This is a genomic window from Streptomyces monomycini (assembly GCF_022271435.1).
Taxonomy (GTDB): domain Bacteria; phylum Actinomycetota; class Actinomycetes; order Streptomycetales; family Streptomycetaceae; genus Streptomyces; species Streptomyces monomycini.
In genome coordinates this window covers 149,375-170,931 of record NZ_JAFIQY010000002.1, presented here as the reverse complement: position 1 = coordinate 170,931, position 21,557 = coordinate 149,375, and the positions used below count along the sequence as shown (strand labels likewise).

The following is a 21,557-nucleotide window of genomic DNA, read 5'->3' as shown; positions in this document are numbered from 1 at the left end:
TCCAGCCATGTCTCGCAGCATTCGCCTCGCAGTGATCCCCGGTGACGGTATCGGCCAGGAGGTCGTGGCCCAAGGGCTGAAGGTCCTCGGCGCGGCCCTCCCGCAGGACGTCAAGCTGGAAACCAAGGAGTACGACCTCGGCGCCCGGCGATGGCACGCCACCGGCGAGACCCTGCCGGACGCGGAGCTGGAGTCGCTCAAGGAGCACGACGCGATCCTGCTCGGCGCGATCGGCGACCCGTCCGTACCGTCCGGAATCCTGGAGCGCGGCCTGCTGCTCAAGCTGCGCTTCGCCTTCGACCACTACGTCAACCTGCGCCCCTCCAAGCTCTTCCCGAACACCGCGACGCCGCTGGCCGGCCGCCCCGACATCGACTTCGTCGTCGTCCGCGAAGGCACCGAGGGCCCGTACACGGGCAACGGCGGCAGCCTGCGCACCGGCACCCCGCACGAGGTCGCCACCGAGGTCAGCCTGAACACCGCGTACGGCGTGGAGCGGGTGGTCCGGGACGCGTACGAGCGGGCCGACGCGCGGCCGCGCAAGAAGCTGACGCTGGTGCACAAGAACAACGTCCTGGTGCACGCCGGCCACATGTGGAAGAAGATCTTCGACACGGTGGGCGAGGAGTACCCCGAGGTCACCACCGACTATCTGCACGTCGACGCCGCGACGATCTTCTTCGTCACCCAGCCCGAGCGGTTCGACGTGATCGTCACCGACAACCTCTTCGGCGACATCCTCACCGACCTCGCCGCTGCCGTCACCGGCGGCATCGGCCTGGCCGCCTCCGGGAACATCAACCCCACGGGCGCCTTCCCGTCCATGTTCGAGCCGGTGCACGGCTCGGCACCGGACATCGCGGGCACCGGCAAGGCCGACCCCACGGCCACCGTCCTGTCCACCGCCCTCCTCCTGCGGCACCTCGGGTACGACGCCGAGGCGGCCCGCATCGAGGAGGCCGTCGCCGCCGACCTCGCGGAGCGGGGCGAGACCCCCCGCACCACCGACGAGACCGGCGACGCCCTCGCCGCACGAGTAGCGGGCTGAGGCCCGCCGCTCGCCGAGCGAACACGCGCTGACCGACAGCGCCGGGCCGCACCTCTGCCCGGCGCTGTCTGTCGCGTAGGTCCGCGACTGTGCTACCGCCGGGTTGGGTGCGACCATCGACCCCTGGCAGGCGCACACGGATCCGCCTTCGGACCACGGCGTCCCACCCTCGCCGCACCACGGCATTTCCGTCCCCGGTACCTCGGGAGCGATAATCGAACGTGGAGCCGCTGTACGAGGGGAAATACCGGACGTCCTGTACCGACAAGGACTTCGTGAGCGCGGCCCCACAACCTCACCGGTGAAGGACACGCACTCATGACGACGCCCACGATCGAGCTCAAGCCCTCCTCCCACCCGCTCTCCGACGCGGAACGGGAGCGGGCCCTGGCCAGCCCCGGCTTCGGCCGTTACTTCACCGACCACATGGTGACGATCAAGTGGACCGAAGGCCGCGGCTGGCACGACGCCCAGCTGGTGCCGTACGCCCCGCTGTCCATGGACCCGGCCAACATGACACTGCACTACGCGCAGACGATCTTCGAGGGTCTGAAGGCCTACCGCCAGCCCGACGGCACCGTCGCCACGTTCCGCCCGGACGCCAACGCCCGCCGCTTCCAGGCCTCCGCCCGCCGCCTGGGCATGCCGGAGCTGCCCGTCGAGACGTTCGTCGAGGCCTGCGACGCCCTGGTCAAGCAGGACAAGAACTGGGTGCCGACCAACGGCGAGGAATCGCTCTACCTGCGCCCCTTCATGATCGCGAGCGAGGTCGGGCTGGGCGTCCGGCCCGCCAACGAGTACCTGTTCATCGTGATCGCCTCGCCGGCCGGCGCCTACTTCACCGGTGGCGTCAAGCCGGTCTCCGTCTGGCTCTCCCAGGAGTACGTGCGCGCCGTGCGCGGGGGCACCGGCGCCGCCAAGACCGGCGGCAACTACGCCGCCTCCCTCGTCGCCCAGGCACAGGCCGCCCAGCACGGCTGCGACCAGGTCGTCTGGCTGGACGCCCTGGAGCGCCGCTGGATCGAGGAGATGGGCGGCATGAACCTGTACTTCGTGTACGGGAACAAGATCGTCACCCCGGAGCTGTCCGGCTCCCTCCTCCCCGGCATCACCCGCGACTCCCTCCTGAAGATCGCCACCGACCTGGGCTACGAGGCCACCGAGGGCCGCATCTCCGTCGAGGACTGGAAGGCCGCCACCGAGGACGGCTCCCTGACCGAGGTCTTCGCCTGCGGCACCGCCGCCGTCATCACCCCCGTCGGCTCCGTCAAGTCCGAGGCCGCCTCCTGGACCGTCGGCGACGGCAAGCCCGGCGAGGTCACCATGAAGCTCCGCAAGGCCCTCCTGGACCTCCAGACCGGCGCCACGCCTGACACGCACGGCTGGATGCATCCGCTGGGCTGATCCCGGCATCTGATCATCGAACGGCCGCCCGGCATCTTGCCGGGCGGCCGTTCGCCGTTCCGGCCCGAAAGCGGCCCGGCCCCGGCATGGGGAGAGGTGCCACGGAGGTGTCTCAGGTGTGCGTACGCAGATATCGGTGAATGGCTTCAATATCGGCGTGGTCTTTCTCCCGGGCCAGCCGCGTCTTCCACTCCAGCACTCTTTTGAGCGGGGAGAAATTCAGGCCGCAGATTACATCGGCTTCTTCGATCAGCTCGTCGACGCTGTAATCGAACCAGCCGTTCAGTACCTCGACGTCCCCGGCGAAGAAGAGGACATGATCGACGTACCCCAGCGGGGCAGGGACCGGTTCAGCCAGACTGACCGCCCTTTTCCAGGCGGCTCCCCGGGCCACGACATCGAGATCCCCGATGCCCGGCTTGATGTCGTGCGCCAGTAGAGGCCCGCTGCCGGCGATGACGAAATCGGCCGTACGGAGATTCAGCGATCCCAGTTTGCGGAACAGCGGGTGTCCGAGCAGATTCATGCTGACCCTCAAAGCGGTGACAGTCCCAGGGCAATCCTGGTCGCACAAGATATCAGCAGGGCCGATCCCACGCTCGCCAATGTTCCCACCAGGTAATAGTCACCCACCAGTTTCCCGCCCTGACTGGCTCCCGGGGCGCGGATGAAGGACTTCGCCGCCACGACCAGCGCGGCCGCCTCCGGTTTGCCGGACACCAGGAACGCGAAAAGCAGTACCCGTTCGAGCCAGCCGATATGTGCTGCCGCGGCAATGAATTCCCGTACCTCGATACTGAGTTCCCCGGACGTTATGCGGCTCTCGATGTGGTCGATCTGAGGTTTCACGATCCAGGCGACGGTGCGCTGAGAACCGAATACGGTGGTCAGCCCGCCGGAGAGGAAGATCCACACCTGGTCGTTCCGCAGGGCGGCTGCGAGCCACCCGGACGCGATACCGATACCGGTATAGGTGTAAACCGCTGCCGCGGTGAGGAGTGCCACGATCCCGGCATAGGTGGAGGCGGTGAAAGAAGGCAGTGATATCGAGACGCGGTACGAGCCTGGCGGCCACGGCCTGGACAGGAGGGCCAGGGCGAAGCTGAGTAAGGCCGTCGCGCCCAGCAAGGCCACCACTTCGAGGGAAGGGCCGGTCGGCAGGAGCGCCAGCGAGGCATAGACGAGCGAGAAGAGGACGGCGTGCCAAGGCAGTTTCTTGTGCCAGTGCAAACCTGCCGGTACGGCCAATGCGGCGATCAAGGAGAAGGCGACCCGCTGTGCTTCCATGCGTCCCTCCACCGCTGATGCCGAAGCCCGGGAGTTCTCGCTGCGCCCCTCGCGTCATGTCGCACGGAGGCCTTACGCATCGCTGCCCAGGTGCAGGGCGAGCCATGCCGGGGTGAGGTGGCGCTGTCGTGCGGTGCATGGCGTGTCCGTGCGTTTGAGTACTGCTCTATGTGGCCTAGGTCGATGCGGCATCTGTTGCTTGGATCCTGCGGCAAATCGAGTTAGAGTGCCGCACTAAAGAGGCGGTACGCGATGCCACGCACAAGCCGCGGGGCGGTCCGGACGGGGGCCGCCCCGCTCCACCCCGGCCCGCCGCCCTGCCCCGAGCCCGGAGGATTCCGCCCATGACCACCCCCGCCGCCGACGGTTTCCGTATGCCTGCCGAGTGGGATCCGCACGAGCGGACCTGGATGGCCTGGCCCGGGCCCAACGCCACCTTCGGCGAGGACGGTGGCGAGACGCTGGAGCGGGCTCGCCGGGCCTGGGCCGGGGTGGCCCGGGCCGTGCGCCGGTTCGAGCCGGTCACGGTGGTGGCGGGTGCCGGGCAGGCGGGCGGGGCGCGGCAGTTGCTCGGGGCGGGGATCGAGGTGGTCGAGCGGCCGCTGGACGACGCGTGGATGCGGGACATCGGGCCGACCTTCCTGACGGACGGGGAGGGCCGGCTGGCCGCCATCGACTGGATCTTCAACGGCTGGGGCGGTCAGGGCTGGGCCCGCTGGGAGCGGGACGCCGGGATCGGCGGGTACGTGGCCGGGCTGGCCGGGGCCCGTACGTACCGGTCGTCGCTGGTCAACGAGGGCGGCGGGCTGCATGTGGACGGCGCGGGCACGGTCCTGCTGACGGAGACCGTGCAGCTCGACCCCGGACGTAATCCAGGGCGGACGAAGGAGGAGGTCGAGGCGGAGGTGCACGTCGGCCTCGGCACCACGAAGGCGGTCTGGCTGCCGCGTGGACTGACCGCCGATTACGGGCAGTTCGGCACCCGCGGGCACGTGGACATCGTCGCGGCGTTCGCCCGGCCCGGCGTCGTCGTCGCGCACACCCAGCCCGACCCGGCCCACCCCGATCACGAGGTGTGCAAGGAGATCGTCGGGCTGCTGCGCTCGTCGGCGGACGCGCGTGGCCGTCCGCTGGAGGTGGTCGAGGTGCCCGCGCCGACCGTCGTCGAGGTGGAGGGTGAGCTGGTGGACTACTCGTACATCAACCACTACCTGTGCAACGGCGGCGTGGTGCTGTGCGCCTTCGGCGACCCGCGCGACGAGGAGGCGGCCGCGATCTTCCGGCGGCTGTTCCCGGAGCGGACGGTGACGCCGGTCGACGCCCGTACGATCTTCGCAGCGGGCGGTGGCATCCACTGCATCACCCAGCAGCAGCCCAAGGTGGGCACAGTGTGACGTTCCCGGAGGTTCCCGTGCCCGGACCGGTCCGACGGCCGCGGCGGCGGCTCACCCAGCCGCGCGAGCAGGTCCTCGCCGCCGCCATGGCCACCATCGCCGAGTCGGGCCTGGACCGGCTGACCATGGCCGGGCTGGGCCGCGAGGTCGGGATGAGCAGCGGGCACATCCTCTACTACTTCGGTACGAAGGACGAGCTGCTGCTCCAGACCCTCCAGTGGAGCGAGGAGCAGCTCGGCGCACGGCGGCGGGCCGCGCTGGCGCAGCGAGTTCCGGCGCGCGAGCGGCTCGATGCGCTGGTGGAGCTGTACCTGCCCGAGGGACACCGGGACCCGCGCTGGACCCTGTGGCTGGAGGTGTGGAACCGCTCGCAGAACGCGGACGACGAGACCCGCGAGCGCCAGCTCGACCTGGAACTGGCCTGGCACCGCGATCTGGTGGCGCTGCTGGTCGAAGGCGCCTCGAAGGGCGAGCTGCGGGCCGTGGACGCGGAGCGCTTCGCCACGCGTACGCGCGCGCTGTTGGACGGCTTCAGCACCCATCTCGTCGTCGGGCTGCCGGGCCTGGACCGGCAGCAGGTGCTGTGGCACGTGGGGGAGTTCCTGGATGAGGCGCTGAGCCCCGGGGGAGAGGCGTGACCGCAGACATCCGACACCTGGCCCCGGTTGTACGGAAAAGAGCGTATTGATCCTGTCGCGGCTGATGCGGTTGTATCCCTTGGCGCTCCGGCGCAGGGCCGGAGGCGGTGTTTCCGGGGGGAAACATGGGCGAGCGGGCGAACCGCGGCAGACGTGCGTTATCAGGGGCCGTGGCGGCCTCCGCCCTCATCGGGGTGGTGGCGCTGAGCGGTGCCTACGCGTCCCCGGTGGCGGCGGGTGGCCACGGGGCCCGTACCGAGCGGGTGAACACCGCGCCCGACGGCTCGGAGGCGGTCGGCGGCGGTTCGTTCAACGCCGCGATCAGCTCCGACGGCCGGTACGTCGCCTTCGACTCGGAGGCCGACAACCTCGTGCCGGGCGACGACAACGACGGCACCCTCGTGCACGACGTCTTCCTGCGCGACCGCCGCACCGGCACCACCCGCCGTCTCAACGCCCCGCTCGGCCCCGGCAACGCCGACTTCGCCACGATCAGCGCGGACGGCCGGTACGTGGCCTTCAATGCCGAAACGAACGGGACGTACCACGTGTACGTCCATGAGATCCGTACCGGGCGTCTGGAACGCGTCGATCTGGACCTGGACGCGGGCTTCACCGGTGGCGAGACGCCCGCGCTCAGCGCCGACGGCCGCTACGTCGCCTTCTTGGGCCGGCAGGCCACCGACCCGCCGCCGAACGAGGAGTCCGGCCGGATCTACGTACGCGACCGCAAGACCGGGACGACCCGCCGCGCCAGCAGGGTCCCCGCCAAGGAAGGACGCGGCTACGACTCGCCGCGCATCAGCGCGGACGGCTCCAAGGTGGCCTACCGGGAGCGCAGCCGGCGTGGCGGCGGCCCCGGCGGCGAGCGCGACTGGGCCGACATCCACCTCGCCGACCTGCGCACCGGCGAGCAGCGGCAGATCGACACCACCGCCGACGGCCGCCCCGCCACCTCCGGCTCCACCGACCCGCTGCTCAGCGCCGACGGCCGTACCGTCGCCTTCAACTCGTCGGCCAAGAACATCGTGCCGGTGCCCGATGAGGCTCGCTCGTACGTCTTCGTACGGGACGTCCGCAGCGGTGCGATCCGGCGGGTGGACGGCATCGACGGCAACCAGTACGCCACCGCGGACGCGATCAGCCCGGACGGCCGGCGCCTGCTGCTGCGCTACTCCGGCGTCGCGTACGGGCTGTACGTCAAGGATCTGAGGACGGGGAAGGACACCCTGGTCAGCCCCGGCACCGACGGCAAGCCCCGGGCGGCGGCCGCCGGACCCGACGGGATGACACCGGACGGCCGCGAAGCCGTCTTCGAGTCGCACCTCGACGACCTGGTCCCCGGCGACACCAACTACGAGACCGACGTGTTCCTGCGGCACGTCCGCTGAGGGGCGGCGCTGCCGTACGCATCCGTACGCATCCGGTCGCGGAGACGTGTTCGTACGCCGCTCGCCCGCATACCCCGCAGGTAACGAAGCGTGATCGTTGCCCGCTGAACTCTTGCCGCGGCGGGCGGCGTCGGCGACCGTGATCCGTCATGGGACGAGAGCAGTGGAAGAAGATCTGGGTCGGTTCGGCCGGCAACATGGTCGAGTGGTTCGACTGGTTCGTGTACGCCAGTTTCGCGGTGTACTTCGCCGACTCCTTCTTCCCGAAGGGGAACGACACCGCCAACCTCATGAACACCATGGGGATCTTCGCGGTCGGCTTCTTCATGCGGCCGGTGGGCGGCTGGGTGCTCGGCCGGGTCGGTGACCGCAAGGGCCGCAAGGCCGCGCTGACCCTCACCGTCACGCTGATGTCCGCCTCGGCCATCCTCATCGCCGTCGCGCCGACCTACGCGGTGGCCGGGTACGGCGGCGTCGCCGTCCTGCTCGTCGCCCGCATGCTGCAAGGACTCTCGGTCGGCGGCGAGTACGCGGCCAGCGCCACCTACCTCACCGAGGCGTCCGCCCCCGGGCGGCGCGGCTTCGCCTCCAGCTTCCAGTACGTGTCCATGACCGCGGGCCAGCTCCTCGGACTCGGCCTGCAGATCGTCCTCCAGCGCACCATGTCCGAGGACGCCTTGCACAGCTGGGCCTGGCGCATCCCGTTCATCATCGGCGCGCTCGGCGCGGCCATCGTCTTCTACCTGCGGCGCAACATGCTGGAGACGGAGGTGTACGCGCAGGACGACAGCGCGCAGAACGACCCCGACCGCGGCACGCTCAAGGCACTGTGGGCGCACCGGCGCGAGGCGTTCCTGGTCATCGCCCTCACCATGGGCGGCACCGTCGCGTACTACACGTACACGACCTACCTCACCAAGTACCTCTCCGGCAGCGCCGGCCTGGACAAGCCGACCGCCTCCCTGGTCAGCTTCTGCGCCCTGTTCGTCTTCATGTGCGTCCAGCCGCTGGCGGGCCGGCTCTCCGACCGCATCGGCCGCCGCCCGCTGCTGATCACCTTCGCGGTCGGCTCCACCTTCCTGACCGTGCCGATCATGACGCTCCTCAAGCACGCCGGCAGCTTCTGGCCCGCCCTCGGCCTGGCGCTGCTCGCGCTGCTCGTCGTCACCGGCTACACCTCGATCAACGCCTGCGTGAAGGCCGAACTCTTCCCCACCGGCATCCGCGCCCTCGGTGTCGCCCTCCCGTACGCCATCGCCAACGCCCTCTTCGGCGGCACCGCCGAGTACGTGGCCCTGTGGTTCAAGAAGGGCGGCATCGAATCGGGTTACTACTGGTACGTGGCAGGCTGCGCGGCGGTCTCGTTGATCGTCTACATCACCATGCGCGAGACGAAGACGATTGACCTGAACAGGGTGAAGCAGGCGGAGGAGGAGGGCGCACCTCTTCCCGCGCAGTCGGCCAACTCAAGCCCGTCGGGCGTTTGAGGACACAGGACCGGCCACCCCGGTGGGCCCGCACTGTGAGACACCCGGCCACCCCCCGGGAACATGTGGCAGGATGCCAGCATGCTCCCGTTCGCCACGATTATTGGCAGCAGGCGCGCCGGTCCGCAGTGACCGCCCGTACCCACCGAGTGCGGCGCGGTCACCGTCGCCCCAGACCCGCGCGCAGACCTCTCGCATCCGCGAGAGGTCTTTTCGTTTCCGGCCCACCTTCCGCCGGAGGCGGAGCGCGCGGGACCATGAGGGGGCGGTGGAACCGGTCATTCCGGTAAACCGAGACCCCGACAGGAGCCAGACCAGCCATGACGGACGCACCCGAACCCGAACCCGCGTTGTCCGACGCCTTCCACGTCTTCGACACGACGCTGCGCGACGGAGCCCAGCGCGAGGGCATCAACCTGACCGTCACGGACAAGCTGACCATCGCCCGGCACCTGGACGACTTCGGCGTGGGCTTCATCGAGGGCGGCTGGCCCGGCGCCAACCCCCGGGACACCGAGTTCTTCGAGCGGGCCCGTACGGAGATCGGCTTCCGGCACGCCCAGCTGGTCGCCTTCGGCGCCACCCGCAAGGCGGGGGTGCGGGTCGAGGACGACCCGCAGGTGGCGGCGCTGCTGGACTCGCAGGCGCCGGTCGTGACGCTGGTCGCCAAGTCGCACGTACGGCACGTGGAGCTGGCGCTGCGCACCACGCCGGAGGAGAACCTCGCGATGGTGCGGGACACCGTGGCCCACCTGCGGGCGCACGGCCGCCGGGTCTTCCTGGACTGCGAGCACTTCTTCGACGGGTACGCCCTCGACCCGGCCTACGCCAAGCAGGTCGTCCGGACCGCGAGCGAGGCCGGCGCCGACGTGGTGGTCCTCTGCGACACCAACGGCGGCATGCTCCCCGCGCAGGTCGCGGCCGTCGTGCGGACCGTGCTGGCGGACACCGGGGCGCGCCTGGGCATCCACGCCCAGGACGACACCGGCTGCGCGGTGGCCAACACCCTTGCCGCCGTGGACGCGGGCGCCACGCACGTGCAGTGCACCGCGAACGGCTACGGCGAGCGCGTCGGCAACTCCAACCTCTTCCCGGTCGTGGCCGCCCTGGAGCTGAAGTACGGGCGCCAGGTGCTGCCCGAGGGGAAGCTGGCCGAGACCACCCGCATCTCGCACGCCATCGCCGAGGTCGTCAACCTCACGCCCTCCACGCACCAGCCGTACGTCGGTGTCTCCGCGTTCGCGCACAAGGCCGGGCTGCACGCCTCCGCCATCAAGATCGACCCGGACCTGTACCAGCACATCGACCCGGCGCTGGTCGGCAACAGCATGCGGATGCTGGTCTCCGACATGGCGGGGCGCGCCTCCATCGAGCTCAAGGGCAAGGAGCTGGGCTTCGACCTGAGCGGCGACCGGGAGCTGGTCGGCCGGGTCGTGGAGCGGGTCAAGGAGCGCGAGCTGGCGGGGTACACGTACGAGGCTGCCGACGCCTCCTTCGAGCTGCTGCTGCGCGAGGAGGCGGAGGGGCGGCCGCTGCGGTACTTCCGGGTGGAGTCGTGGCGGGCGATCGTCGAGGACCGGCCGGACGGCACGCACGCCAACGAGGCGACGGTGAAGCTGTGGGCCAAGGGCGAGCGGCTGGTGGCCACCGCCGAGGGCAACGGTCCGGTGCACGCGCTGGACCGGGCGCTGCGGGTGGCGCTGGAGCGGATCTATCCGCAGCTGGCCGGGCTGGAGCTGGTGGACTACAAGGTCCGCATCCTGGAGGGCCGGGTGGGCACCGGTTCGATCACCCGGGTGCTGGTGTCGACCAGCGACGGGCAGGGGGAGTGGTCCACGGTCGGTGTCGCCGAGAACGTCATCGCCGCGTCGTGGCAGGCACTGGACGACGCGTACGCGTACGGGCTGATGCGGGCCGGGGTCGAGCCGCAGGAGTAGCCCGCGGCGCGCGGGAGTGACCGCGGCCCCGCACCGGTCCTTGGGGGAGGTTCCGGTGCGGGGCCGCGGGGTTCACCGGGCCTTCGGCTCAGACGGCGGCCTTCACCGCGGAGATGTCGAAGGTGAGCTTGACCTTGTCGCTGACCATCACGCCGCCGGTCTCCAGCGCCGCGTTCCAGGTCAGGCCCCAGTCGGAGCGCAGGATCTCGGCGCTGCCCTCGAAGCCGACGCGCTCGGCGCCGTACACGTCGGTGGCCGTGCCCTGGAACTCCAGGTCGATGGTGAGCGGCCGGGTGACATCCTTGATCGTCAGATCGCCGGTGATCCGGTAGGTGTCGCCGCCGACGCGCTCGGCGGCGGTGGAGCGGAACGTCATCAGCGGGAAGGTGTCGGCGTCGAAGAAGTCGGCGCCGCGCAGGTGGGCGTCGCGGTCGGCGATGCCGGTGTCGACGGAGGCGATCGTGACGTCCACGGCGGCGGTCGAGCGGTCCGGGTCGGCGCCGTCCAGGTGGAGGGTGCCCTCGTGGGTGCCGAAGGCGCCGCGGACGTTGGTGACCATGGCGTGCCGGACGGTGAAGCCGATCCGGCTGTGCGCCGGGTCGATGGTGTAGTCGCCGGTCAGGGCGGCGAGGGCCGGGTCGGCGTCGAGGACGGCGGCGGGCCGCTGGGCGGTGGTGCGGCCGGCGTCCGTGGCCGTGGCGCGCTTGCGGGTGAACAGAGCCATGGCTCCTCCTCGGAAGTGGGGTTGTTAAAACTTCAACGAGATTGAGCGTAGCGCGATCTAGTTCAAGTTTCAACAGTTCAGTGTCGGGGAGTGATGCGGGGTGTCCCAGGGCGGGCCCGCCCTGGGCGGCAGACCTGTCATGGCCATTGTCGGAGCGCCGGAGCCCGTGCTAGACCGTCGGACACCGTTGCACCAGACCGCATCCGTACGCACTCGACGTTCACGGAGAGGACGGACCGTGCCGCCTTCCCCCGTCTGGTCCCGCCGGGGCTTCCTCGGCTTCTCCGGAGCGGGCGCGCTCGGCCTGGCGCTGACGCCCGCGCTCACCGGCCCGGCCGCCGCCGCGCCCGCCGCCGACGGCGATCCGTACGAGACCCTGCGCCGCCGCTGGCTCGGCATCCAGCTCGGCACCGGCTTCGACCCCGCCGCCGAACCGTACGCCGCCCGCCTGAAGGAGACCGGTGAACTGGCCCGTGGCTTCCGCGCGGCCATGCGCCCGGCCGCCGGCTCGCTCTGGCCGGACAGCCCCTTCGACCCGCCGGCCGGCATCACCCGCAGCTACAGCCGGCTCGCCACCATGGCCCGGGCGTACGCCCAGCCCGGCACCGGCCTGACCGGGGACGCCGCCCTCGCCGCCGACGTCGTCAAGGGACTGGACCATGTGCACGACACGGTCTACCACGCGGGCACGGCGCGGTACGGCAACTGGTGGGAGTGGCAGATCGGCAGCCCCCGCCTCCTCCTGGACACCGTTGTGATGCTGTACGGGCAACTCGGCGCGGACCGGCGGTCCCGGTACCTGGCCGCCGTCGACCACTTCGTCCCGGACGGCATGCTCGGCGACTACACCGGCACCAGCACCGGCGCCAACCGCGTCGACCTGTGCCGCGTCGTCGCGCTGCGCGGCGTCCTCGGCCGCGCCCCGGCGAAGATCACGCTGGCCCGCGACGCGCTGTCCCCGGTCTTCCCGTACGTCACCAAGGGCGACGGCCTGTACGCCGACGGCTCCTTCGTCCAGCACACCTGGGTCGCCTACTCCGGCACCTACGGCTTCGTCCTCCTCGACGGACTCGGCCGCCTCTTCACCCTGCTCGCCGGGACCGACTGGGCCGTCACCGACCCGCAACGCCAGATCATCTTCGACAGCGTGGAACACGCCTACGCGCCCCTGCTCTACAACGGCCTGACGATGGACAGCGTCAACGGGCGCGCCGTCAGCCGCGGCTACCTGCGGGCCGACGAGCGCCGGGTGATGCGCAGTGACCACTTCCATGGACACGCCCTGGTCGCCGCCGTCGCCCTCCTGGCGGAGGCGGCGACCGCGCGGGAGCGGGAGCGCTGGCAGGCGATGGTCCGGGGCTGGATCCGGCGCGACACCAGCTACCCGGTGCTCGCCGACCGGCAGTACGAGATCGCCGACCTCGCCCGCCTCAAGGGGCTCGCGGACGACGGCGGCCCGGTCGCCCCGGAGCCGGTCGGCCACCGGCTCTTCCCGGCCATGGACCGGGCCGTGCACCGCCGCCCCGGCTGGGCCGCGGGCCTCGCCATGGCCTCGGACCGCATCACGTACTACGAGAACGGCAACGGCGAGCACCCGCGCGGCTGGCACACCGGCGCCGGAATGCTCTACTGGTGGGGCCGGGACTTCGCGAACGACCAGTACACGGACGCCTTCTGGCCCACCGTCGACCCGTACCGCCTGCCCGGCACCACCGTGTCCGCCAAGCGGCTGGCCGACAACGAAGGCGGCGGCTGGGGCCTGCCCAAGCCCGCCGCGCGATGGGTGGGCGGGACCACCGACGGCGAGTTCGCCGCGGCCGGGCAGGACGTGCGCGGCCTGTCCTCCACCCTGCGCGCCAAGAAGTCGTGGTTCTTCGCCGCGGACTGCGTGATCTGCCTGGGCGCGGGCATCACCTCCCGCGACGGGGTGCCCGCCGAGACGGTCGTGGACAACCGCAACCTGGGCGCGTCGGGGAAGCCCGTGCTGACGGTCGACGGTGTGCGGCGGCCCGCCGCGCCCGGCCGCCCGCTCGCCTTCCCGCGCGCCCGCTGGATCCATCTGGCCGGGCACGGCGGGTACGTCTTCCCCCGTGTTCCCGGTGGTGCGGAAACGGTCCCGCACGCGCTGCGCGACATCCGGACGGGCGCGTGGAGCGACATCAACACCGGCGGCTCGCCCGAACCGTTCACCCGCCGCTATCTGACCCTGTGGCTCGACCACGGCACCGACCCGGCGGACGCCACGTACGCGTACCTGCTGATGCCCGGAGCGGGCCCGCGCGCCCTCGCCGCCCGGGCCGCCGACCGCCACTGGCTGACCGTCCTCGCCAACACCGGCGAACGGCAGGCGGTCGCCGTCCCCTCGCTCGGGCTCACCGCCGCCACCTTCTGGCAGGCCGGGTCGGCCGGCGGCCTGACCGTCTCGGCGCCCGCGAGCGTGCTGCTGCGCGAGCGGCCGGCGCGGACCGCGCACGCGGGGCACGGCGGCCGGACGGCGTCACTGTGCGTGGCCGAGCCGCCGCGCACCGGGAAGCCGTTCGAGGTGGTCTGGGACCGCCCGGTCCGCGCGGTGCTCGCCGCCGACCCCTCCGTCACGGTCCTGGCGACCGCTCCGGCCCTCCGGCTGCGCGTCACTCCAGGCACCGCCTGCACCACCCACACCTGTACGGTCGCCCCGCGCTGACCGGCCGTTCTGCCTGGCCACGGCGCCGCCGGCGCGCCGATCGAGGCGCCGCGGCGCCCGGTCAAGCAGCGGACTGCCACAACGCCGCACCGTCACGTTTTGTCGGGCCCATACATATCGCTGGGGCCCTCCGGCGTGCGCACGGGGGCCGACGCAGGCCGCGTGCAGGACGCTTCTGTCCTGCCTGCCCACCAAATCGCTTCCGACGTTGTACGAAACCGACATCGGTTCCGGAGGGTCCGGCCACGTACCGTCGATACATGACCACTGTCGAAGATGTGCCCGCCGAGGCGAACGACGCCCGCGGGCGGGTCGCCGAGCTGCACGCCATCCGCGAGCAGGCCCGGCGCGGCCCCAGCGAGCGGGCGACCGAGGCGCAGCACGCCAAGGGCAAGCTCACCGCGCGTGAGCGGATCGAGCTGCTGCTGGACGAGGGTTCCTTCCGGGAGGTGGAGCCGCTGCGGCGGCACCGGGCCACCGGGTTCGGCCTGGAGGCCAAGAAGCCCTACACCGACGGTGTGATCACCGGCTGGGGCACCGTGCACGGCCGGACCGTGTTCGTCTACGCCCACGACTTCCGGATCTTCGGCGGCGCGCTGGGCGAGGCGCACGCCACGAAGATCCACAAGATCATGGACATGGCCATCGCGGCCGGTGCCCCGCTGGTCTCCCTGAACGACGGCGCCGGCGCCCGTATCCAGGAGGGCGTCTCGGCGCTGGCCGGGTACGGCGGCATCTTCCAGCGCAACACCAAGGCGTCCGGCGTCATCCCGCAGATCAGCGTGATGCTCGGCCCGTGCGCGGGCGGCGCGGCCTACAGCCCCGCCCTGACCGACTTCGTGTTCATGGTCCGCGAGACCTCGCAGATGTTCATCACCGGCCCGGACGTGGTGCGCGCGGTCACCGGCGAGGAGATCACCCAGAACGGCCTGGGCGGCGCCGACGTGCACGCCGAGACCTCGGGCGTGTGCCACTTCGCCTACGACGACGAGCAGACCTGCCTCGAAGAGGTCCGCTACCTCATCTCCCTGCTGCCCTCGAACAACCGGGAGAACCCGCCGTCGGTGGCGTGCGAGGACCCCGCCGACCGCTCCGGTGACACGCTGCTGGACCTGGTGCCGGCCGACGGCAACCGCCCCTACGACATGCGCGCGGTGATCGAGGAGCTGGTCGACGACGGCGAGTTCCTGGAGGTCCACGAGCGCTGGGCCACCAACATCATCGTGGCGCTGGCCCGGATGGACGGCGAGGTCGTCGGCCTGGTCGCCAACCAGCCGCAGTCGCTGGCCGGTGTGCTGGACATCGAGGCGTCCGAGAAGGCCGCCCGCTTCGTGCAGATGTGCGACGCGTTCAACATCCCGATCGTCACGCTGCTGGACGTGCCCGGCTTCCTGCCCGGCGTGGACCAGGAGCACGGCGGCATCATCCGGCACGGCGCGAAGCTGCTGTACGCGTACTGCAACGCCACGGTGCCGCGGATCTCGGTGGTGCTGCGCAAGGCGTACGGCGGCGCGTACATCGTCATGGACTCGCAGTCCATCGGCGCGGACCTGACCTACGCCTGGCCCACCAACGAGATCGCGGTGATGGGCGCCGAGGGTGCCGCCAACGTCATCTTCCGCAAGCAGATCGCGGAGGCGGACGACCCCGAGGCGATGCGGGCGCGGATGGTCAAGGAGTACAAGTCCGAGCTGATGCACCCGTACTACGCGGCCGAGCGCGGCCTGGTGGACGACGTGATCGACCCCGCCGAGACCCGCGAGGTGCTCATCCGCTCCCTGGACATGCTCCGCAACAAGCACGCGGACCTGCCCGCCCGCAAGCACGGCAACCCGCCCCAGTAGGGCGCGCGAGCCCGCCTCCGAGAGGCGCGCAAGCCCGCCCGGCTCGGCACGACAGCCCCACCGACCGGCTTCCCCGACCGGACCTTTCGCAGACCGGAGAAACGACGTGACCACTCCCGTTCAGACCAGCCCCATCCGCGTGGAGAAGGGCGAGGCCAGCGAGGAGGAGCTGGCGGCGCTGACCGCCGTCCTGCTCGCCCGCGCCGCCCACCGCCCGGAGGCCGCCGCGCCGGGCCGCCGCCGCGCCACCGCCGCGCGCTGGCGCCGGCTGGAGCGCCAGCACGGCTTCCGCGGCGCCGGCAGCTGGCAGCGCTGAGCAGCAAGTCACCCGGGCCCGGTACTCGATCCGAGTACCGGGCCCGACTGCTTTCTTCGCGGGTCGTACGCCGTTGCTGCGACGGCCGAAAGAAGGCGTAGGTTCGCACCGACTCCGGGGCCGGGAGCTGTCCAATCCGTGATCCCCGTGCTGACATGCGCTCGTCATTGCGCTCCCGGCGTCCACCCCCGGGCCCCGGGAGCCGATCGCAGGACGACCGGAAGGAAAGCCCATGCTCCGCACACTGGGTGTCGGTGCCGCCGCGGCATCGCTGCTGCTCCTCGCCGGGTCGGCGTCCCCCGCCTCCGCACAGGCCTCGCCCCGGTACGGCGAAGAGGCGCCGCCGACCGGCCAGATCACCATCACGGTCGCCACCGTCAACGGCTCGGGCTGCCGGCCGGGCAGCGCCGCGGTGGCCGTCGCGCCCGACAACACGGCGTTCACCGTGACGTACAGCGAATACCTCGCCCAGGCGGGCAAGGACACCAGACCCACGGACTCCCGCAAGAACTGTCAGATCGCGCTGAACGTCCACGTCCCCCAGGGCTTCACCTACGCGATCGCCAAGGCCGACTACCGCGGCTACGCCCAGCTCGCGCCCGGCGCCGTCGGCCTGGAACAGGCGGGCTACTACTTCCAGGGCAGCTCAGAGACGGCCCGCAAGAGCCACCGCTTCACCGGCCCGTACGACGCCAACTGGCAGTCCTCGGACGAGACCGGGATCGACGCGCTGGTCTACGCCCCCTGCGGCGAGAAGCGTTACTTCAACATCAACACCGAGCTGCGGGTGGACGCCAAGGGCTCCGACCCCAAGCTGACCAGCTACATGGCGATGGACTCCACCGACGGCAGCATCAACACCAAGTACCACTTCGCGTGGAAGCAGTGTCCTAGGTAGCAGCCGCGTCGGCGGCGGCCCGTACGGCCCCGGGGTCCGCGTGCACCGGTGTGCGCGGACCCTCCGGTTCCGCCGGGCCCTCCGGCCGCTCCGGCACCTTGAGGTACAGCGTCAGGGCGGCGGAGACGACGTACAGCGCCGCGAAGACGATCACGACACCGCCCGGGCCGAGCGGGCCGAGGAAGACGCTGACGATGGCCGGCCCGACGAAGGCCGCGCCGCCCGCTCCCAGGTTGAGCAGGGCCATCGCGCCGCCCTTGTGCTCCGGCGCGAGGGCCGGGATCAGGGCCGAGATGGGTACGAATCCGGCCAGCGTGATGCCGTACAGCACGCCCATGGCGATCGCCGCCGGGTAGTTGCCGCCGACGGCCTTCGGCACGAAGTAGAGCGTCAGCGTGGTGACCGCGCAGCCGAGGCCGCCGAACGAGGCGATGGTCCGCCGCCAGCCGATCCGGTCGCCGATCGCGCCGAAGAGCAGGTTGCACAGCACGTTGGTGCCGTAGATGACGGCCAGCAGGGTCAGCCAGCGGCCCTGCCCGAACCCCAGCTCCGAGCCGAAGAAGGCCGGCAGGAAGACCAGGAAGCCGAACTCCGGGGCCGTGTTGATGACGCGCACGACGCAGCCGACGGCGACCTTCGGGTGCGTCCACGCGATGGACAGGCTGGACAGCAGCGACTGCACCGGACGCACCTCCGGCGGCGCCAGCCGGGCGTACCCGGTGCGCTCCGGGACGCCGAGCAGACAGCAGGCGCCGCCCAGGACGATGATGCCGAGCGCCACCCACAGGGTGCCGAACTGGCCGAACCAGGGGTTGGTGACCCCCGCGACGAGCGAGCCGAGGGTGGGCAGGCCGCCGGTGAAGGCGACGTAGAACCAGCCGACCGCGGTGCCCATCCGGGCCGTCGGCGCGGTCGCGGTGATCCACACGAGGAAGCCGAAGGCGAAGAGCGGGTAGCCGAAGCCGCGCAGGCCGTAGAAGACCAGCATCAGGGGATAGTTCTGCGGGCCCAGGGCGAAGGCCAGGAAGAGCACGTCGAAGACGACCCACACGGCCAGCCCCAGCTGCATCACCCGGCGCGGCCCCCACAGGTCGGACAGGGCGCCGGACAGCCAGGACGCGAGCATGACGGTCACGCCGTACGCCGTGATGACGTACGAGGCGTGCACCTCGGTGCCCGCGCCGTGGTCCGCCATGTACGGGGCGATGAAACCCGACTCCACGCCGTCGCCCACCATGAACAGCAGCACGCCGAGATAGCCGAGGACCAGCGGGCCCGGGATGCCGAGCCGGTCGGGGAGCGGGAGCTTCGGTGGGGCCATGGCCTGCCTCCGTGCGGTGCGATGCGGCGGTGCGTGCGGTGCATGCGGGGCGTGCGGGGCGCACCGGCGGTACGTGCGGTGTGATGCGAGCAGCATGAATCCTGTGAACTTCACATGCAAGATGTGATGCAGGCCTTTCTCAGGCGCCTTTCGCACACCTTGGGCTGCCATTTACGCCAGAAGGGGTGACGGATATGTGATCCGGGTGTTAAATCCAACAGGGACGAAACAAAGGAGTGAGCCCGATGACCACCACCCCCGCAGCCGGCCCCGGCCACGACCCCGGAACCTTCCGCGAGGACTGGCTGGAGGGCCTGGCCGACGCCTACGCCCGCACGGTGCGCCGGGTCCCGGACACGTTCGGGGTGGTCGGACGGCACGCGCCGCGCCCCGGCAAGGTCGCGGTCGTCATCGGCGGCGGTTCCGGTCACTACCCCGCCTTCGCCGGGCTCGTCGGCCCCGGCCTCGCCGACGCGGCGGCCGTCGGTGACGTCTTCGCCAGCCCCAGCGCCGAACAGGTCTACCGCACCGCACGCGCCGCGGACGGCGGCGCCGGTGTCCTCTTCAGCTACGGCAACTACGCCGGGGACGTCATGCACTTCGGCCTCGCCGCGCGCCGCCTGGCCGCCGAAGGCGTCGACGTCCGTACGGTCCTGGTGACCGACGACGTCGCCAGCGGGCCGCCGCCGGTCGCGGGCCGGGAGGCCGACCCGTCCCGCGACCGGCGCGGGGTGGCCGGCGACTTCTTCGTCTTCAAGGTGGCCGGCGCGGCCGCCGAACGCGGCGACGACCTGGCGGCCGTCGCCCGCGCGGCCGAGCACGCCAACGCGATGACCCGCACCTTCGGCGCCGCGTTCGCCGGCTGTACGCTCCCGGGCGCCGGCGAGCCGCTGTTCATCGTCGACGCGGGCACCACCGAACTCGGCATGGGCATCCACGGCGAACCCGGCCTGCGCACCACCCGCCACCTCACCGCCGCCGAACTCGCCGACGCGCTGGTCGACAACCTCCTACAGGAACTCCCCGAGCCGCCCGCCGGGAACGACGGCCGGGCCGCCGTCCTCCTCAACGGCCTGGGCCGCACCAAGTACGAGGAGATGTTCGTCGTCTACCGGCAGGTCAACCGCCGCCTGCGCGCCGCCGGACTGCGCCCGCACCGCCCGGAGGTCGGCGAGTTCGTCACGTCCTTCGACATGGCGGGCGTCTCCCTGTCCGTCATGCTCCTGGACGACGAACTCGCCGCGCTCTACGACGCGCCCTGCGACACCCCCGCCTTCCGCAGCCTCCCGGGCGAGCACCCGGAGGCCGCCGACCTCCGCCCGTCCGTACCCGCACAGGCCGCCGCCTCAGCCGCACCTGCGGCCGCTCCCTCGGGCGCCGTGGACGCCCTCACCACCGACCTCCCCGCCACCGCGGCCCTCCAGGCCGCCCTCGACCTGATCGCCGCCCACGAGGACGAGCTGGGCCGCCTGGACGCCGTCGCCGGGGACGGCGACCACGGCATCGGCATCGTCCGGGGCCTGCGCGCCGCCGTCGGCGCGGCCCGTGCGGCAGAACCGGGGCCGCCCGCCGATCCCCGCTCGGCGGGCGCCGCGCTGCTGGCCGCCGGTCTCGCCCTGGCCGACGCCTCGGGCGGCGCGTCCGGCGCCCTGTACGGCACGCTGCTCGCCGAGACCGGCGCCGTCCTCACCCGCGCCGGCGGCTACTCCACCGCCCTGCTCGCGGACGCCGCCGATGCCGCGCAGCGGGCCCTCTCGGAGCTGGGCGGCGCCCGGGTCGGGGACAAGACCATGCTCGACGCGCTGGACCCGTTCCGCGCCGAACTCCACGCCCGCGCCGACGAACCCCTGCCCGGCGCCTGGAAGGCGGCCGCCCAGTCCGCCACCCGCGCCGCGGCCGCCACCGCGGACCTCACCCCGTCGCGCGGCCGCGCCGCCCGGATGGGGCCGCTGGGCCACGGCCACCCGGACCCGGGAGCGACCTCACTGGCGCTGCTGCTCACCGCCACCGCCGGCCACCTGAACCGGTAACCCGCCCCCTCGCAGCGCGAAGCCCCCGCACCGAGAGGTACGGGGGCTTCGCGCGTGGTCGCCGCGGGCCGGGCCGGTCAGCGCAGGCGGGCCATGAGAGCGTGCTCGACCAGGGTGATGAGGGCGCTCTTGGCCTCGCTGCGGTGGCGGGCGTCGGTGGTGATGATCGGTGCGTCGGGGCCGATCTGGAGGGCCTCGCGGACCTCTTCCGGCGTGTACGGCTGGTGTCCGTCGAAGCCGTTGAGGGCGATGACGAAGGGCAGGCCGCTGTTCTCGAAGTAGTCGACCGCGGCGAAGCAGTCGGCGAGGCGCCGGGTGTCGACCAGGACGACCGCGCCGATGGCGCCGCGGACCAGGTCGTCCCACATGAACCAGAAGCGGTCCTGACCGGGCGTACCGAAGAGGTACAGGATCAGGTCCTGGTCCAGGGTGATGCGGCCGAAGTCCATCGCCACCGTGGTGGTGGTCTTGTCCTGGACGTGGCTCAGGTCGTCGATCCCCGCCGAGGCGGAGGTCATCACGGCCTCCGTACGCAGCGGGTTGATCTCCGAGACGGCCCCGACGAACGTGGTCTTGCCCACGCCGAAGCCGCCCGCCACCACGATCTTCGCCGAGGTGGTGGATCTGCCGCCCTGAGCGGCGGCCGCGGCGCCGTCAGAGCTTGCGAAGTCCACTGAGCACCCTTTCCAGCAGCGTCACGTCGGGCGTACCGCCGGCCTCGCCACTGCCGCCCGGCTGGTGGATCGCCACCATGCCGGCCTCCGCCAGGTCCGCGACCAGGATCCGGGCCACGCCCAGCGGGATGTGCAGCAGCGCCGAGATCTCGGCGACCGACTTCACCTCGCGGGTCAGATGGCAGATGCGCTGGTGCTCCGGCAGCAGGCCGGGCAGCTGGGACGGGTCGGCGGTCGTGCTGACCAGCGCCTCGATGGCGAGCTGGTAGCGCGGCCGGGTCCGTCCCCCGGTCATGGCGTACGGGCGGACCAGCGGCTGGTCACCTTCGCCCCCGTACGGCGCTTGGCTGTAGGCGCCGTACGGGCCGGGCGAGGCAGGTGGCGGGGTCATGGGGTCCTCCGGACGGGACAACTGACTGTCGTCGGGTTGGGCCGGTGGGGGGTGCGGCACGGTGGTCGGTGGGTCGGGTCGTGACGTTCG

The 21,557-nt window shown here is 71.6% G+C and carries 18 protein-coding genes; 12 read left to right on the top strand and 6 right to left on the bottom strand.

The genetic code is table 11. From position 1 onward, the window contains the following. The first annotated feature begins 7 nt into the window (after positions 1 to 7). Both JXZ78_RS03450 and JXZ78_RS03445 read left to right on the top strand, forming a co-directional pair. Positions 8 to 1,048: a 3-isopropylmalate dehydrogenase gene (locus JXZ78_RS03450; protein WP_030018325.1), complete on the top strand. Its 1,041-nt coding sequence runs from the start codon at positions 8 to 10 to the stop codon at positions 1,046 to 1,048. Positions 1,049 to 1,366: 318 nt separating this feature from the next. Next, positions 1,367 to 2,452, top strand: a complete 1,086-nt coding sequence (locus JXZ78_RS03445) for a branched-chain amino acid aminotransferase (RefSeq protein WP_030018326.1) — start codon at positions 1,367 to 1,369, stop codon at positions 2,450 to 2,452. Between the two features lie 112 nt (positions 2,453 to 2,564). Here JXZ78_RS03445 and JXZ78_RS03440 read toward each other — a convergent pair whose 3' ends face one another. Together JXZ78_RS03440 and JXZ78_RS03435 are read right to left on the bottom strand one after the other, a co-directional pair. Next, positions 2,565 to 2,978 carry a hypothetical protein gene (locus tag JXZ78_RS03440; protein WP_033037170.1) on the bottom strand — a complete coding sequence of 138 codons (414 nt, stop codon included), beginning with the start codon at positions 2,976 to 2,978 and terminating at the stop codon, positions 2,565 to 2,567. Between the two features lie 8 nt (positions 2,979 to 2,986). Next, positions 2,987 to 3,739 (bottom strand): hypothetical protein, encoded by a 753-nt coding sequence (locus JXZ78_RS03435; protein ID WP_030018328.1) that lies wholly within the window; start codon positions 3,737 to 3,739, stop codon positions 2,987 to 2,989. 344 nt (positions 3,740 to 4,083) lie between these two features. On the opposite strand from JXZ78_RS03435, the gene JXZ78_RS03430 reads away from it, so the two are divergent. From JXZ78_RS03430 to cimA, 5 genes are all read left to right on the top strand, one after another. Continuing rightward, positions 4,084 to 5,133, top strand: coding sequence for an agmatine deiminase family protein (locus JXZ78_RS03430; protein WP_030018329.1), 1,050 nt, complete (start codon positions 4,084 to 4,086; stop codon positions 5,131 to 5,133). Positions 5,134 to 5,150: 17 nt separating this feature from the next. Beyond that, positions 5,151 to 5,771, top strand: coding sequence for a TetR/AcrR family transcriptional regulator (locus JXZ78_RS03425; RefSeq protein WP_030018330.1), 621 nt, complete (start codon positions 5,151 to 5,153; stop codon positions 5,769 to 5,771). A gap of 170 nt (positions 5,772 to 5,941) precedes the next feature. Further along, complete coding sequence (locus tag JXZ78_RS03420; protein ID WP_050502112.1) at positions 5,942 to 7,162, top strand: TolB family protein; 1,221 nt, start codon at positions 5,942 to 5,944, stop codon at positions 7,160 to 7,162. 149 nt (positions 7,163 to 7,311) lie between these two features. Continuing rightward, entirely contained in the window at positions 7,312 to 8,649 is a 1,338-nt protein-coding gene (locus tag JXZ78_RS03415) for an MFS transporter (RefSeq protein WP_030018332.1), read from the top strand. Positions 8,650 to 8,969: 320 nt separating this feature from the next. Further along, positions 8,970 to 10,586, top strand: coding sequence for a citramalate synthase (gene cimA / locus JXZ78_RS03410; RefSeq protein WP_030018333.1), 1,617 nt, complete (start codon positions 8,970 to 8,972; stop codon positions 10,584 to 10,586). 88 nt (positions 10,587 to 10,674) lie between these two features. Here the strand turns inward: cimA and JXZ78_RS03405 are convergent, their stop codons facing one another. Continuing rightward, positions 10,675 to 11,310, bottom strand: a complete 636-nt coding sequence (locus JXZ78_RS03405) for a YceI family protein (protein WP_030018334.1) — start codon at positions 11,308 to 11,310, stop codon at positions 10,675 to 10,677. Positions 11,311 to 11,548: 238 nt separating this feature from the next. Between JXZ78_RS03405 and JXZ78_RS03400 the strand changes: the two genes are divergently transcribed. The 4 genes from JXZ78_RS03400 (at position 11,549) to JXZ78_RS03385 (ending at position 17,051) form a co-directional block, all read left to right on the top strand. Continuing rightward, positions 11,549 to 13,993, top strand: coding sequence for a polysaccharide lyase 8 family protein (locus JXZ78_RS03400; protein WP_030018335.1), 2,445 nt, complete (start codon positions 11,549 to 11,551; stop codon positions 13,991 to 13,993). 260 nt (positions 13,994 to 14,253) lie between these two features. Further along, a complete protein-coding gene (locus JXZ78_RS03395; protein WP_238782644.1) occupies positions 14,254 to 15,837 on the top strand; it encodes an acyl-CoA carboxylase subunit beta in 1,584 nt (527 codons plus the stop codon). 106 nt (positions 15,838 to 15,943) lie between these two features. Next, positions 15,944 to 16,153: an acyl-CoA carboxylase epsilon subunit gene (locus tag JXZ78_RS03390; RefSeq protein ID WP_030018338.1), complete on the top strand. Its 210-nt coding sequence runs from the start codon at positions 15,944 to 15,946 to the stop codon at positions 16,151 to 16,153. 232 nt (positions 16,154 to 16,385) lie between these two features. Continuing rightward, complete coding sequence (locus JXZ78_RS03385) at positions 16,386 to 17,051, top strand: DUF4360 domain-containing protein (protein ID WP_030018339.1); 666 nt, start codon at positions 16,386 to 16,388, stop codon at positions 17,049 to 17,051. Here JXZ78_RS03385 and JXZ78_RS03380 read toward each other — a convergent pair. After that, on the bottom strand, positions 17,044 to 18,372 hold the full coding sequence (locus tag JXZ78_RS03380; protein ID WP_078624004.1) for an MFS transporter: 1,329 nt from the start codon (positions 18,370 to 18,372) through the stop codon (positions 17,044 to 17,046). The two genes, JXZ78_RS03385 and JXZ78_RS03380, sit on opposite strands and share 8 nt — an antisense overlap. Positions 18,373 to 18,617: 245 nt before the next feature. Here JXZ78_RS03380 and JXZ78_RS03375 point away from each other — a divergent pair, with 245 nt between their 5' ends. Continuing rightward, complete coding sequence (locus JXZ78_RS03375) at positions 18,618 to 20,402, top strand: dihydroxyacetone kinase family protein (protein WP_030018341.1); 1,785 nt, start codon at positions 18,618 to 18,620, stop codon at positions 20,400 to 20,402. 77 nt (positions 20,403 to 20,479) lie between these two features. Here the strand turns inward: JXZ78_RS03375 and JXZ78_RS03370 are convergent, their stop codons facing one another. Together JXZ78_RS03370 and JXZ78_RS03365 are read right to left on the bottom strand one after the other, a co-directional pair. Continuing rightward, a complete protein-coding gene (locus JXZ78_RS03370) occupies positions 20,480 to 21,076 on the bottom strand; it encodes a GTP-binding protein (RefSeq protein WP_030018342.1) in 597 nt (198 codons plus the stop codon). Then, positions 21,057 to 21,467 (bottom strand): DUF742 domain-containing protein, encoded by a 411-nt coding sequence (locus tag JXZ78_RS03365; RefSeq protein WP_030018343.1) that lies wholly within the window; start codon positions 21,465 to 21,467, stop codon positions 21,057 to 21,059. Before JXZ78_RS03365 ends, JXZ78_RS03370 begins: the two co-directional genes overlap by 20 nt. Positions 21,468 to 21,557 lie beyond the last annotated feature (90 nt).

Bases quoted from the DNA above. Each gene is read 5' to 3' on its own strand.
- JXZ78_RS03445 (WP_030018326.1), top strand. From the start codon at position 1,367: ATGACGACGCCCACGATCGAGCTCAAGCCCTCCTCCCACCCGCTCTCC.
- JXZ78_RS03435 (WP_030018328.1), bottom strand. From the start codon at position 3,739: ATGGAAGCACAGCGGGTCGCCTTCTCCTTGATCGCCGCATTGGCCGTA.
- JXZ78_RS03385 (WP_030018339.1), top strand. From the start codon at position 16,386: ATGCTCCGCACACTGGGTGTCGGTGCCGCCGCGGCATCGCTGCTGCTC.
- JXZ78_RS03450 (WP_030018325.1), top strand. From the start codon at position 8: ATGTCTCGCAGCATTCGCCTCGCAGTGATCCCCGGTGACGGTATCGGC.
- JXZ78_RS03430 (WP_030018329.1), top strand. From the start codon at position 4,084: ATGACCACCCCCGCCGCCGACGGTTTCCGTATGCCTGCCGAGTGGGAT.
- JXZ78_RS03405 (WP_030018334.1), bottom strand. From the start codon at position 11,310: ATGGCTCTGTTCACCCGCAAGCGCGCCACGGCCACGGACGCCGGCCGC.
- JXZ78_RS03375 (WP_030018341.1), top strand. From the start codon at position 18,618: ATGACCACCACCCCCGCAGCCGGCCCCGGCCACGACCCCGGAACCTTC.
- JXZ78_RS03365 (WP_030018343.1), bottom strand. From the start codon at position 21,467: ATGACCCCGCCACCTGCCTCGCCCGGCCCGTACGGCGCCTACAGCCAA.
- JXZ78_RS03380 (WP_078624004.1), bottom strand. From the start codon at position 18,372: ATGGCCCCACCGAAGCTCCCGCTCCCCGACCGGCTCGGCATCCCGGGC.
- cimA (WP_030018333.1), top strand. From the start codon at position 8,970: ATGACGGACGCACCCGAACCCGAACCCGCGTTGTCCGACGCCTTCCAC.
- JXZ78_RS03395 (WP_238782644.1), top strand. From the start codon at position 14,254: ATGACCACTGTCGAAGATGTGCCCGCCGAGGCGAACGACGCCCGCGGG.
- JXZ78_RS03415 (WP_030018332.1), top strand. From the start codon at position 7,312: ATGGGACGAGAGCAGTGGAAGAAGATCTGGGTCGGTTCGGCCGGCAAC.
- JXZ78_RS03440 (WP_033037170.1), bottom strand. From the start codon at position 2,978: ATGAATCTGCTCGGACACCCGCTGTTCCGCAAACTGGGATCGCTGAAT.